This is a genomic window from Micromonospora sp. NPDC050276 (assembly GCF_044459545.1).
Lineage (GTDB): Bacteria > Actinomycetota > Actinomycetes > Mycobacteriales > Micromonosporaceae > Micromonospora.
Window position 1 is genome coordinate 51534 of sequence record NZ_JBITJA010000020.1, and the last position, 13542, is coordinate 65075.

Here is a 13542-nt window from a genome sequence, read left to right on the forward strand (position 1 = left end):
GACGCTACGTCGCAACACCGGAAAGTGGCGGCAACGCAGCCGATTCGTGTCCACCACCACAGCGAATGCGCCCCATCCACGCTGTGGTTCGCAGCGTGGATGGGGCGATTCGATCACTCACCCCTGTTGACCGGCGTTACGCGATCAGGTAGATCCCCTGAGTGACGTCGCGCTGGCTGCGCTGCGCCTCTCGGTCACTCGTGAACACGACGGTTTTGTTGGCAATGGCCGGCCAGGTGCCGTTGCCGCGCATGCTCAGCTGGACCGCCGGCGTCCAGCCCGTTGGCGCCAGGCGAGACGTGAAGACCTTCCAGCGCCAGTCGGCGGAGCGGGAGTCGTACCAGACCGCGCGAACGGAGCCGTCGGGGTCGACGCCCAGCCGGGGACGCTGGCTCATGGCGTTGGCGTCGAGGCAGACCGCTTCCGCCGCCGACCACGTCGTGCCGTCGGCCGACCGGCTCGCCCGCAGCGAGAGATTGGCCCCGGAGGCCGAGAGTGCCTTGGTTTCCCAGATGACAACCAGGACACCGTCCCGGCCCACCGCGACGCTCGGGTGACGGTCGGCCGCGTTGTCGTTGGCGCTGACCCGCACCGGCGCACCCCAGCCTGCCGCCCGGCTGGTCCGGACCGCCGCGACGATCTCCCAGTTGTCGGGGTTGGTACCACCGCTGGCGGCCTCGCCGGGCGGCGGGGTGTGCCCGGTCCAGCCCGCGTCCGGGTCGAACCGGTTGTCCTGCCAGGTAACGACGATGCCCCCGTGCCGGGTCACCGCCACCGACGGGAAGAGCGAGGCCGGGTGGATCGGTGAGCGGGCGTCGTCCGGCGTACCGGGGACGATGACCTTGCCAGCGGCGGAGATGTTGACCGGGGTCTGGTCGACCCCGACCACCTGAACGTGGACGTCGAAAGCGCCACCACTGTTCTGCGCCCAGGCCACCACGGGGTGCCGGTCGTCGAGCAGGGCAAGCGCGGGTTGCTCGGCGCGACCCGGGCCGTTGCTGAGCTTCACCGCGGACTCGAAACTCTTACCGCCGTTGCGGCTGTGCCGCAGGTAGATCTCCGGCCGGTGGGGTTGCTCCTGGCCACGGGAGTCCTGCCACACCACCCAGACGTCCTCGCCCGAGGCCGCGACCCGGGGTGCCTTCGCCGTACCCGAATCACAGGAAAGGACGATCTCCTTGTCGGTGTGCTTGTTCCCGTGCCCGGCCAACCGGCGGTACACCACCGACGTCCGGTGGTCCCGGTGGGCCTGGGCGACCACATGGGTGACCTGGCCGGCCACCGCGACGTCGGCGAAGCCAGCGAACTCGCCCTGTTCACCCAGCACCAGCTCGGCCCGGTCATCGCCGTTGGCGGGCTGCGGCAGTGCGATCTCGGGTGCCGGCTCGGCGCCCCGCTTCACCGACACGAACACCGGCGACGTGGCACCGCGCAACTGATCCGGCAGGTTCGGGTCGGCGTCGCGCCCGGACAGCTCACCGGGCCCGCGCACCTCCACCCGGTACCAGCTGTGATCCCCGGTCAGCGTGAGCGGGAGCAGGTACGTCTCGTCGTCCTTCGTGGGTACGAAGGTTGCGACCGGGCCGGCCGAGCGGCCCGGTGCGGCGTAGACCAGGACCCGCATGCCGACGGCGGACCTGGCCCGGACCCGAAGCGCGGCGTGCTTCGACAGCTTGCGGTCGGCGACGATCACCTCGTCGCCGCAGATGGCCTCGAACCGGCCATCGCCGTTGACGTCGGCCTCGATGGTGACGAAGGGTCCGTTCGGGCTCAGCGACACCGTTGTCCGGCCCGCCTTCAACGCGTCCAGGATCGCTCGGACGGAGCGCTCTGCGGCGAAGACCCAGGTGGTCGGCCGACCGGGGGCGTTGGTCGGCCGCAGCTCCTTGAAGTGGCTGTCGCTCGCCGCTACCGCCCCGAAGCGGAACCCGTGGTTCCAGCGGTTCTCGGCGTACTCGATCTCGACTTCGGGATTGCTGCTGACGTTCCAGACCTCGACGGTGTCGATCCCCTGCGCGCTGGCGTTCTCGTTCGGACCACCGGCCGGCGTGTACTCGCCGTCATCCGGGTGGGCAACCGACCAGACCGCGTCCTGGGCATGCGCGTCCCAGATCGACTGCTGCACATGACGGAACGCCGCGGAGCCGGGTGGGTTGGCGCCGTCCACCACCGTATCCACCGCGCCCAGCACGATGGCGTGTGGTGATCCGTTCGCCTCCTCGCCGTTGAGCAGAAGCAGCCGGTCGGACTTCCAGAGCGGATCCCAGTGCTGGTCGAAGGTGCGGTGGTCGGTCAGCGGCAGGAAGGCCAAGCCCACCGACTCCGCGTAACTGATCTGGTCACTGACCGGCAGGTTCCCCGGATCGCGCTGGTTCGACAGCTGGCGTGGGGCGCTCCCGTCCGACGAGTGGTCGTCGTGCACGTGGGTGTCACCCGGCAGCCACGTGCCCTTCGGCTCGTCGTGCCCACCGGGCTTACGCTCCTCGCCGGTGTCCGCCCACGCCGCAGCCCCGGGCAGTAGTCCGACGGCGGCGACCGCGCCACTGACGGTGATGAACTGTCTGCGGTCTAGTTCCATCTGGTCCCCATTTCACGCGAACCGCGCCGACCCGCCGCCAGCGGACCTGCCGCCACGCGACGCGCCGACCGGTTCGATCAAGATCATGCACGGAAGACGCTAGCCAGCCGAAGCGGTCGACGTGATGAATCGGACGTGAATCCGGTATGGCGACGCCGATAGCTACCTGGCAGTACGGCACACGCGTTGATCAACCGATGAAAACGCCCCAAGTAGGCGGGCATCCGGCACGAACAGTCGTACGGCGGCGTGGTGCCCGACCTACTCGTACTCCTGCCCACACCGGGCCAGCTCGGCTAGATCGCCCCAGCCGAGGGAGTCGATGGCGTGATCGCCTGGTCCCGGTTCGTTCACCAACGGCACGGCGGGGCCGGGAACCGACTGTCGTAGGCCGTCGTCTTCGCTCCAGCCGCCCAGCGCCCCGGCCATCCCGCATTCCAGGTACGCCTTCGGATCGAAGTTGTACCAGCGGATGCCCGTGGCTCGCACACATCCGGTCGTACGGGGTGCATCAATTCCCAAATACGCGTACTCGTTGAGCGGTCCCTGATCGGCGAAGTCGGCCAGGTCGGCGATCTGAGACAGCACGATGGCTTCCCAGTGGGCATACGTGCTCGGCTCGTCCGGGCAGCGGAACGAAGCGGAGCGCCATGAGGCCTGCGGCGGCGCCGGTTCGACTCTGCCCGCCGCCACGACCATCGCGGCCAGCGTGTCCAGGTCCAGCGAGACCCGATCCGACAGTGGCCGGGCAGCTCGCCACCACGCGCGCAGGAACACGTCCAAACTGCGACCGGCGGCTTCATGCGCTCGCCCTCTCGGACAATGCGCTGGTAGAGGTCGCGGTTTGTGCGGCAGACCGGCCCGGGTGGCCCGTCGACCCAGTACGTCTGCTTGTGCACCACACCAGACTCCAGCGCCAGGACTTCAGCCAGCGCCTCAACCCGATCGGCGAAGGCGCCCATCCGGACCCGGTTGCCGTTGTCGTCCTGCCGCCAGAGCTCCCACTGCACCACGGCGTCACCGTAGTCGTCGCCTCTCTTCCTCGGGCAGCCGCATCCGCTCGCGCCGCACTGCGCGTGCTAGGCAGCACTCCACCGACCTAACCCGGGTGCGTCTGGACGTGGCCGAGGACGGGTGCAGGGATTAACCGGACGGAGATGCCGAGCAGCGATGGGTCTACGCCCGCTCGGCGATGCGATTTCCCGTTCCTCATCGCGACGAGGCCGCCGGCCAGTTGGACCGATTCAGCTCGGAACGCGTTCCAGAAGAATGATGCACAGCAACGGATATTGCCAGCGTTGCAACGGCCGGTAATCCTTTTTGATCCGTTGTTGCTTGCCGGATGTCATGTCCTTGAGCGGGTCGGTCGCGTTGTCAACACGGACCACCCAAATACGCGGCGGGGTGCCGAGGCAGTCAGCGTCAGGGCATTCCGTTGCGAGGAACCGCCCGTTGCTGCGTTGGGGTGCGGTGCGTAGCACGTCTGGTGGGCGCGGGGTGGGTAGGTAGCGTTCGTAGATGTCGCGTGGTGACCAGGGGATGCTGGGGTGGGTGTCGGGGAACACCACGACGTCGCCCGGTTGGTATCGGGGGCCGATGACCGTGGCGATACGGAACGAGTCCTGGGTGTGACCGGCTTCGCTGCGGATGATGAGATGCGCCGGGTAGGCCAAAACGGTGGCCAGGCACATCGCGGCGATGGCATGTGCTCGGCCGATGCGGATCAGGACGGATGCGGCGAGCACCGCCATTGGTGGCAGTGCCACCAGGACGTACCGGGCTACCCAGACGTGGAGGTGAGTGCCGGCGAGCAGCAGAAGTACCAGCGGGACGAATGCCGCGCCCGCGAGGCACAGGTACGGCGGTCGGCGACGCACTCCGAGAAGCGCCAGAACGAGAATAAGGCCGCCAACGGACGCAGAGTAGAACAGCCGTTCAGGGAAAGCCCTCACGGCGTTGATGTCAACGAGAGTGATCCAGGAGACCTGCGCGGTTTGCTTCGAACCCAATAGTGACAACACCAGTGCGGGCAACGCGCCAGTGCCGGCGGCTGCCACCCACCGCCACGCGGTTCGCCATCCGTCGTTGCGGCGTTCGAACTGCCACCAAGCGACTGCCGCGCCATGTCCGACAAGCATGAGCAGACCGTTGAGCGGGTGCAGCATTCCGGCGAAGCCGGCTGCCGCAGCGTATCCAGCGAGCCGACCCCGCGAGGGATTCTCGAGCGACGAAATCAGGCACAGCAGGGCGACGGCGGAACCAAGGATCACAGCGGCGTACGACCGTGTCTCCTGGGCGTACCAGCTTGTAACCGGGAGAATCGCGAAGATCAACCCAGCTAACAGACCCATCGCCGTACCACCCACCCGCCGCCCGAGCGCGGTCACGACCAGCGTTGCTGCGATGGTGGCGACCACCGAGGGCAGCCGCAACGCGGTCGTTGATGTGCCGGCAAGGGTCGTGTAAAGCTTCATCAGCGCGTAGTACGGAGTGAGTACCGCGTCCACCGAGCCGGACAGCTGCCAAAGCTGCGACCATGACAGCCGCACGGCACCCCAGGTGGCCAACTCGTCGGCCCAGAGCGCCGGACCGGTCAGCCGCCACAGACTCAGCAACGCCGCAACCAGCCCCGGAAGTGCCCAGCTCGCCACCCAGGCTACGTCGTCCACCCGTGCCATTCGGGGCTCAACGCTTGCCGCCGACCTCCCCCCTTTATCTGCTGATCCTGATGGTTCTGGAGGGGCAGCGACGGTGCCGGTGCGATGCAGCGGCCAACTGGCAGTAATGACGGTTCTCCCTTAAGGGCGGTCGTGGGCCGCGCGGATGTTAGCCGTGGTTGACGGGCGCGAGATGTCATTGGGCATTACAGGAGGTGAACCGCATATGTTCCGGCGGCGTTCGCGCGTGGGAAGCTGGGCCGACAGCGTCACTCGAATCAGACGCATGCAGGGCGCTGCCACCTGAAATAACATGCTGTCATCTGCCTGAATCCCGGGTATCTGCCGGTGCCGCAAACATGACGCGCATGGGTGCTGTTCGTGCGGCCGACCCTCGGTAGTTATGTGCCGATTACAGCACCACGGTGAGGGATTCGACCCAGCACCGCTCGACGCGCGGCTCGACCAGTCGCTTGGCCTCCTCGGCGTCCGCCTCGGTCAGGAAGACGCCCGCGTTGTGTCGAGTTCGACGGCCGTTTTCCTCGGTTAGCACCGTGAGCAGATAGACGGCGCTGTACCGCTGTCGGTGTTCCCCCTCAGGTAGGCCGCTGAGGAACGCCTCCGCCACGTCCTGCGGGGAAGCGATGTCGAGCTCGCCGCCCGCCCCTGGGAGCGGATTAACCGGCCAGATCGGATCGTACGTGTCAAAGAGTGAAACAATGATGGCTGGACCGGTGACAGCACTCCCTCGCACCATCCAACTGCACTCGCGACGACGTAACCCCTCGCATTCTCGCTCTCGAGTACGAATACGCGGGCAGCCCCTACGTGGTCGCCGTGATCCGAGATGCTGGTGCCAATCCGCGCGCCATGGGTTTGCGGGCGGCCGGTTGATGACCTTGACCAGCGGATCGACGCTTCGTCGCCCATGGCGCTGGACGTGGTGAGCGGCGACGAGGTCGGTGCGGCTCTCACCGATCGGCCAACGGCTTCTTCCTGATCGGCGAACGTCAACCGCTCCGGCGGTCTCGGGTGCGGCTGGGCAACCCGGTGCGCGTGCGATGCCCGTCTACCATGCGACTGTGTCCGAAGAGACCATACCGAGCTCCACCGCGGAGCCGGCACGGCAGCGGTTCGTGGTCTGCGGGGACGGCGCGGTGGCTCGTCGTCTGGTCACCGAGCTGGCAGACCGCTACGGTGTCGCGGTCACCGTGGTCCTACCGTCGACGAGCGATCACGACGTACCCGACTCTGCCGACCTCGCTTCGGAATTCAGGGTCGCGGAGAGACAGCCGGAGATCATCACCGCGCGGCGTCTGACCGGGGAGGTGCTCGATCAGGCTGGGGTCCGGGATGCTGCGGCTGTGGCGTTGGTCGGCGTCGATGACGTGACCAATGTGGACGCCGCAATGATCACCCGGGAACTGGCTCCGGATGTCCGGCTCGTGGTCAGACTGTTCAACCCCGTGCTCGGCGAGGGCGTGGCCTCGATGCTCGGGGACTGCGCCGTACTCTCCGGATCCGAGATCGCCGCACCGGCGTTCGTCGCCGCCACGCTCGGGGACGCCACGCCGACGTACCTGCGGCTGCCCGACGGTGAGCTGCTGCGTACCGCGATGCGCGGCACCGTTGATCCGACCGGTGTGGATGTGGTGTGCGGTCTGGCCGACACGAGCGGCCCGGAGCCGGTCGTCCTTCCAGCGGACCAGGATTCGGCGGACCTGGTGCTTGTCCGCGCTTACGGACGGCGCCGGATGGACCCGCCGCGTCGACGACCACGCCTGCTCCGGGCCCTCGGATTGGTGTTCAGCCGCAATCTGCGACTGGCGTTGGCCGGCACGGCCGCGCTACTCGCCGCGGCCAGCGTCCTGCTGGCGTACACCCGGGGTGTGAACCTCGCGGAGGCCGTCTACCTGACGTTGCTGACGGCGATGGGAGGCGCCGAGGCCGACTCCACCGCACCGCTCACCGAAAAGGTGACCGCGGTGGTGCTGGTGGTCACCGGGGTGGCGCTCCTTCCCACGGTCACGGCCCTGGTGGTGGACTCGCTGGTGCGTGCTCGGCTGGCGGTCGCGGCTGGCGGCATGATCGAGCCGATTGACAACCACGTCGTTCTGGTGGGGCTTGGCAACATCGGCACCAGGGTGCTGGAAGAACTGCATTCCGTCGGCATCTCCGTGGTCGCCGTCGACCGCGCGGAGTCGGCGCGCGGCGTCGGTGTCGCCCGTGAGTTGGGTCTGCCGGTGATTGTCGGCGACGCGACCCGCCCGGACACACTGCGAGCCGCGTCCGTAGACACCTGCCGGGCGCTGGTGGTGTTGACCGACGACGATGTCACCAACCTGGAGACCGCCCTGTCCGGTCGGTCCTCGCACGAGGCGGAACGAGCACGCTCGGCAGCGACCAGACCGCCACTGCGATTGGTGTTACGGCTCTTCGACGACGGCTTCGCGCAACGCACGCAGCGCATCCTGGGCATCAACGAGTCACGTAGCGTCTCATCCCTGGCGGCGCCGGCGTTCGCAGCCGCCATGATGGGCCAGCAGGTCATCGACACCATTTCGGTCGGCCGCCGGGTACTGCTGGTGGCCGAGCTCCCCGTGGGCGCCGGGTCCGAACTCGAGGGCCGGTACTGCCGCGACGTCAACCGGCCGGGGGCAGTATGGGTGATCGCGGTGCGGACCGGTCGGGCGGGACAGACCATCTGGTCGCTGCCGGAACGTCGGCCACTGGTCCGCACCGACCGGCTGATCGTGCTGGCCACCCGCGCCGGTCTCGCCGCGCTGCTGCCCCGCACCGTACCCAGCCCCGACGCTGAACCGCTGGCCGACGTCGTGCCTTTGCGGTTGCTTGCGCCGGCACCCCGCGAGGGTGGGTGAACGGTCCGTCCGAGCCCCGCTTGGGCGAGGAACCAGACGCGAGCGGAGCCAGTCCGACTGTCCCGGGTCCGCTTACGCTGCGTCGTCGCTGCGGACGTGAACTGTCTCGCCGTCGCTACGTAGCTCCTCGGTAACCTGCTTCTCGGTCATGGCGACCAGGTGCGCGTCGACGGTGGCATCGGCCTTCGTGAGCCACGGTCGCGTTCGTGATCTGACCGTGACCGGATGAACATTTGCGCCAACGGATCGACCGCCCGACTCACAGCCCTTAACCTGACGGCTCGGGAAACATCAGGTGACGGAAGGTAGTTGCGATGGCCGGCGCCACGGTCGACGTCGACACCAGCTCGGACGGCACCCTTGTCATCCGACCACGCGGTCTGCTCGACGCCGACGACGCGGTCGACCTGCGCCGCACCGTCGTACGGGCCATCCGGCATGACCGGCCGCTGCGGCTGGTCGTCGACCTGCGAGAGGTCCACGGACTCGATCCCATCAACATCGGCACCTTCGCCGCTGCCTGCGACCTGGGCGACGACCAACGTGTCGCCGTCTTCCTGGATCATCCCTCGAGCGCCATTGCGGACCAGTTGGTGACGGCGGGCGTACCCTCTCATCGCCTGCGCCACATCGGCACCGGCCACGACTGACCGGCTTCGGTCCGAGCGGCCTCCCGGCTCACGCCGACTACACCCGGTGCGTAGACCGCCGGCACGGGGCGGGCAGCCGGTCGGGCCGCCCACCCCGTGGCATCGGGGTCAGTAGCGACGCAGGATGCGCTTGTCCGCGTCCAGGTGGCGGTCGAGTTTGATCACGATGAACTCGTTGTTGTCCGGCTGTCCGGCCGTCCGGCCCGCCGAGGACGGGAAGTTGTTGTCGTTGAGGACGGCGAGCGTGCGGTCGTCGAGGATCACCACGTCCTCGATCGTCTGGAACGGGAACGTGAACGTGTCGCCGAACCCGCCCACGTGCCGCGGGTTCGCGATGCTCATCAGGTCGGCGACCAGCGTCTTGTCGAGCAGGCCGTCGCGGTTGCGATCACGCTTGTCGGCGAGATAGATCTTCTTGACCTGTGCCGTCTCGCCCTGGCCGTTGTCCCGCTCGATGATCAGAAAGCGGTCGCGATCGACCATGATGGCGTCACCGATCGCGTGCGCGGGAGAGTCGAGCGCGTAAGCCCAGCGCCGGCCGGTGTAGGCGTTGGTCCCGGTGTCGAACTCGTTGAGCCGGAGAGTGCCCGCCGGATCACCCGTGACCGTGCCTTCGAGCAGGGGATAGAGCATCCGACCGTCTGGCGACTGGGCCATGCCCTCGAAGCCCTTGCTGCTGGCGAGGTTGGCCGGGGTCGCACCGCGGCTGGGGTTCTCGGGGGCGAACACGCCCGGCAGCGGCACCGGCGCCTGTAGGAGGCGGCCGGCCCGGTCGAAGTGCAGCAGGTACGGACCGAATTCGTCACCGAGCCAGTACGTCCCGTCCGCCGTCCGGGTGATTGACTCGACGTCGAAGTCGGCCCCGGTGAGCACGCGGTCGGCACGCGTGAGCGGGAATGGCACCTTGCCATTCGGGTCGGTCAGGTTGATGCCACCGACCACGTCCACGGCGCCGCTGGCAAAATCGGGCGCGATCCGCTGAACACGCAGCACGAAGTCGGCGCTGTTGGCCTTGTTGCCGAAGCCGTTGTCGGACAACACGTCGAAGGTGCCGTCGGTGTTGCGCAGGACGCCGCTGAACCCCTGAATCGGCTGGTCGGCGAACGGCGGGACGATCCCGTTGATCGGGGCAGTGCCGAGCGACGAGCCCGACGGTTCGCTACCGGGAACGAAGCTCGTCGCCGGCAGCGCGGCGAACTTCAACAACTCGGCCCGGTCCCATGTGCTCCGCTCAGCCGCCGAAGCGGCACCGGGCAGGGTCAGGGTCAGGGCGACCATCGCGGCGCCCAGGCCCACCCGCTTGCTTACTGCCATCAATCCTCATCTCGTCAAGAACGAACCGATGCTTCTCGGCAGTGATCCGAGGGCACGGTAGAGAGACGCGGTGAATTCGGACTGGCCAAGGGGAATCCACGTCCGAACCGTGCGGTGACCCTTCGCAGCTGCGTCACGACGCCGTCGCCGACTATCCGGATCTGCGGCTGAGCGGGCGTCAGGGGCGCACCTGCGCGGCCGACCGTCGCGGTGGTACTTGTGTCCGAGCATGGAAAAGCGAGATCATCACGCATGCTCGACCCCTCGCCCGAGGACGACGGGACCGCACCGACCGTTTCTACGCCGCATTTCGTGGGGCGTGATCGGGAGATGGCGGCGCTTCGGGGCGCGTTGGCCCGGCCACCGGCGATCGTGCTGGTGGAGGGCGAGGCGGGGATCGGGAAGAGCCGACTGCTCCGAGAGTGGTTGGCGGCGCCGGACCAGCGCACCACCTTGGTGTCGGTGTGCCCACCGCTTCGCGAGTCGCTGACGTTGGGGCCGATCGTCGACGCGTTCCGGGGGATCGACCGCCCGGTGTCGCGATTGCGGCTCAGCGCGCTCGCGGGTGCGTTGCGGCCCCTGTTTCCGGAATGGTCCTCGGACCTGCCGTCCGCACTGCCGCCCTTGGACGATGCGAAGGCGGCGCGGCATCGCCTGTTCCGCGCCCTGGACGAGCTGCTGCGGGCTCTGCGTGTCGACGTTCTCGTGCTCGAGGACGCGCACTGGGCCGACGAGGTGACCTTGGAGTTCCTGCTGTTCGTCACCTCCCGGCAGCAGACGGACGGACCAAGCCTCGTGATCTCCTATCGGCCGGAGGAGGTGGATGACGGGTCGCTGTTGCTGCGGTTGACGTCCCGTTTGCCGGCCGGCGTGACCCAGCTGAGGATCGCACTGGCGCCGATGCGACCCGACGACACGGCAGCGCTGGTGTCCTCGATGCTGGACGGCAACCCCATATCGCAGGAATTCGCGACGTTCATGCACGAGCGGACCGGTGGCGTTCCGTTGGCGCTGGAGGAGTCGGTTCGCCTCATGTGCGACCGTGCCGACCTCGTCTTCCGCGACGGGCAGTGGGTCCGGCTGAAGCTGCGCGAGCTACGGGTGCCGCCAACGGTGCGCGACTCCACCCGGGAGCGGGTGGGCCGTCTGTCGCCGACGGCGCAGCAGGTGTTGCGGGCCACGGCGACGTTGGCTGAGCGGTCGTCGGTGGCCACGATCGCGATGACAGCCGGCCTGTCACCCGAGACGTGTCGAGGCGCTATCGCGGAGGCGGCCGGCGCCGGTGTCCTGGACGGAGACGACCGTGGCCGGTGGCGATTCCGGCATGTGCTGGCCGCCACGGCGGTCTATGAGGCGATCCCGCTGACCGACCGCAGGCACGTCCACCTGCTGGCCGGCCGGGCCTTGGAGCACATCCAACCGCCGCCGGTGGCACGCCTCGCCCACCATTTCCGTGAGGCGGGCGAGACGCACTCCTGGGCGCGGTACGCCGAGCAGGGCGCCGAGTTGGCCATGGCCTCGGGTGACCACACCAAGGCGGTCGACCTGCTGGTCGATCTGCTGTCGTGGGCCGTGCTGCCGCCGGTGGACCGGGCACGGGTCGCGCGCATCGCCGGTGTCGCCGCACTGGGCCGTCGTGAACCGGTCGACGAGGTCTATCACCGCGTGATCCGTACCCTGCGCTCGGTGCTGGAGACCCCCGGCCTCTCCGCCCGCCAACAGGCCGAGATCCGCAACCCCCTGGGTCGGCTCCTGATCACCGGGGGCGAGGCGCAGGCCGCACTCAGCGAGCTGGAGCAGGCGGTGACCAACCTCGACCATGACGCGGTCGAGGCGGCTCGGGCAATGACCTACCTTGGTTGGGCCTACGCGGGACCATGGCCGGCGTCAACCCATCGGCGTTGGCTGGATCGCGCCGCCGAGCTCACCGCCGAATTCGATTCTCCCGCGGAGCGGCTGAACCTGGCCGGCAACCGAGCCGCGGCGTTGCTCATGCTCGGCGAAGAGGAGGCCTGGGACGTCGTCGCTGCCCTGCCCATCGACGGCGTGACCTCGGCGGAGCGTCTCGACGTGGCCCGCATCCACGCCAATGTCGGAACCGGCGCGCTGATCTGGGGTCGGTACGCCGACGCGGAGGATCACCTCGCCGTGGCCATGCGCCTTGCCGAGGCAGAGCAAGCGTCCCGGTTGCAGCACAACGTCCGACTCGAACAGGCCAACCTGGCGTGGCTCACCGGTCGGTGGGAGGGCCTCGCGGAGCGAAGCACGGCACTCGCCGACGCCGACCGAGATCGGCCGGCGCACTACCTGGGCAGCATCCGCCTCGCGGCCCGGCTGGCAGCCGCAGCCGGACGGCGGCGCGCCGCGGAGGAGCAGTTCCGGCTGGTCCTCGAGGAGTCGGCCCGACTCGGCGCAGTCGACGACACGATGGAGGCTGCCGCTGCGCTGGCCAGACTGTGGCTGACGGATGGCAACAGCGGCCGGGCGCTACAGATCACGAACGAGCCGATCGACACCGTCCGGCGAAAAGGCATCTGGGTCTGGGCGACGGACCTCGTCCCCGCCCGGATCGAGGCGCACCTCGCCGCGGGCGACCTGAAGGCAGCGACACGCCTGGGTGACCGGTTCGCCAGGGGATTGCGTGGCCGTACGGCGCCGGCGCCTCGTGCCGCGCTCACCGTGTGCCGTGCCCTGCTGCTCGCCGCGGAGGGTGACCACGCCCGCGCGGCGACGGCATACGATCGGGCGGCGCGCGCCTGGAGCGCGTTGCCGCGCCCCTACGACGCCATGCTCGCCCGCGAGCGTCAGGCCGAGGCGCTCATCGCGCAAGGCCAGCTCGAACAGGGCCGAGAGCTGCTGGCGGCACAGTACGAGCAGCTGTTCAGGCTTGGCGCCCGCGGCGATGCGGACCGTGTCGCACAGCGGCTTCGCGAACACGGCGCCGAGGTCCCGCGACTGTGGCGCGGCGGCCGACGCGGGTACGGCGACCAGCTCTCACCTCGCGAGCTCGACGTGGTCCAACTGGTTGTCGCCGGCAAGACGAACCGCGAGATCAGCCGGATCCTGGCCAAGTCGCCGGCCACGGTGGATCAACAGCTGCGCGCGGCGATGCGCAAGTTGAAGGTGAGCTCCCGGACCGCGCTCGCGGTCAAGGCGGTGGAGGCCGGAGTGTTCGCAGAAGAGGACTCCCTCGACGACGCGTCGTGAAAATTGACGTATCCGCTGGATAGCTAAGGCCATTCGTGACCTTGAGCATGACTCCATGATTCATAGCCCATCAGCGATGCATGGCTGAGCGACCTGTCGCGCGGGACGACTCCGCCAGCGAACACCAGCCACCTCTCGAGCTGTCCCGCGAGCCGCACGACAGCGCCCGCGACGCCTCCGACGCCCACGACGCCCACGGTGCCGACGACCACGAGAGCCACGACCCCTACCAACCCCTGTAGGCCGAAGGATTCCAC

Annotated in this window: 9 protein-coding genes; 4 read left to right on the top strand and 5 right to left on the bottom strand. The window is 68.5% G+C overall.

The features are described from left to right. Positions 1-136: 136 nt before the first annotated feature. The 4 genes from ACIBF8_RS29270 to ACIBF8_RS29285 form a co-directional block, all read right to left on the bottom strand. On the bottom strand, positions 137-2578 hold the full coding sequence (locus ACIBF8_RS29270; protein WP_396787152.1) for a CehA/McbA family metallohydrolase: 2442 nt from the start codon (positions 2576-2578) through the stop codon (positions 137-139). A 261-nt stretch (positions 2579-2839) separates the two neighbouring features. Beyond that, positions 2840-3361, bottom strand: a complete 522-nt coding sequence (locus ACIBF8_RS29275) for a hypothetical protein (protein WP_396787153.1) — start codon at positions 3359-3361, stop codon at positions 2840-2842. 461 nt (positions 3362-3822) lie between these two features. Then, positions 3823-5247 (bottom strand): glycosyltransferase family 39 protein, encoded by a 1425-nt coding sequence (locus ACIBF8_RS29280; protein ID WP_396787154.1) that lies wholly within the window; start codon positions 5245-5247, stop codon positions 3823-3825. Positions 5248-5647: 400 nt separating this feature from the next. Beyond that, a complete protein-coding gene (locus tag ACIBF8_RS29285; protein ID WP_396787155.1) occupies positions 5648-5863 on the bottom strand; it encodes a hypothetical protein in 216 nt (71 codons plus the stop codon). A gap of 454 nt (positions 5864-6317) precedes the next feature. On the opposite strand from ACIBF8_RS29285, the gene ACIBF8_RS29290 reads away from it, so the two are divergent. Both ACIBF8_RS29290 and ACIBF8_RS29295 read left to right on the top strand, forming a co-directional pair. Continuing rightward, the gene (locus ACIBF8_RS29290) at positions 6318-8114 is read left to right on the top strand and encodes an NAD-binding protein (RefSeq protein WP_396787156.1); all 1797 of its coding nucleotides are present in this window, start codon (positions 6318-6320) and stop codon (positions 8112-8114) included. 314 nt (positions 8115-8428) lie between these two features. Continuing rightward, positions 8429-8764 carry an STAS domain-containing protein gene (locus tag ACIBF8_RS29295; RefSeq protein WP_396787157.1) on the top strand — a complete coding sequence of 112 codons (336 nt, stop codon included), beginning with the start codon at positions 8429-8431 and terminating at the stop codon, positions 8762-8764. Positions 8765-8872: 108 nt separating this feature from the next. Here ACIBF8_RS29295 and ACIBF8_RS29300 read toward each other — a convergent pair whose 3' ends face one another. After that, positions 8873-10078 carry an esterase-like activity of phytase family protein gene (locus ACIBF8_RS29300; protein ID WP_396787158.1) on the bottom strand — a complete coding sequence of 402 codons (1206 nt, stop codon included), beginning with the start codon at positions 10076-10078 and terminating at the stop codon, positions 8873-8875. Positions 10079-10330: 252 nt separating this feature from the next. On the opposite strand from ACIBF8_RS29300, the gene ACIBF8_RS29305 reads away from it, so the two are divergent. Together ACIBF8_RS29305 and ACIBF8_RS29310 are read left to right on the top strand one after the other, a co-directional pair. Continuing rightward, positions 10331-13285, top strand: a complete 2955-nt coding sequence (locus ACIBF8_RS29305) for an ATP-binding protein (RefSeq protein ID WP_396787159.1) — start codon at positions 10331-10333, stop codon at positions 13283-13285. Between the two features lie 80 nt (positions 13286-13365). Then, a complete protein-coding gene (locus tag ACIBF8_RS29310; protein ID WP_396787160.1) occupies positions 13366-13527 on the top strand; it encodes a hypothetical protein in 162 nt (53 codons plus the stop codon). Positions 13528-13542: the final 15 nt, after the last annotated feature.

What these genes read in the sequence shown, in the direction of transcription:
- ACIBF8_RS29295 (WP_396787157.1), top strand. Translation starts at nt 8,429, where the DNA reads ATGGCCGGCGCCACGGTCGACGTCGACACCAGCTCGGACGGCACCCTT.
- ACIBF8_RS29300 (WP_396787158.1), bottom strand. Translation starts at nt 10,078, where the DNA reads ATGGCAGTAAGCAAGCGGGTGGGCCTGGGCGCCGCGATGGTCGCCCTG.
- ACIBF8_RS29310 (WP_396787160.1), top strand. Translation starts at nt 13,366, where the DNA reads ATGGCTGAGCGACCTGTCGCGCGGGACGACTCCGCCAGCGAACACCAG.
- ACIBF8_RS29305 (WP_396787159.1), top strand. Translation starts at nt 10,331, where the DNA reads ATGCTCGACCCCTCGCCCGAGGACGACGGGACCGCACCGACCGTTTCT.
- ACIBF8_RS29270 (WP_396787152.1), bottom strand. Translation starts at nt 2,578, where the DNA reads ATGGAACTAGACCGCAGACAGTTCATCACCGTCAGTGGCGCGGTCGCC.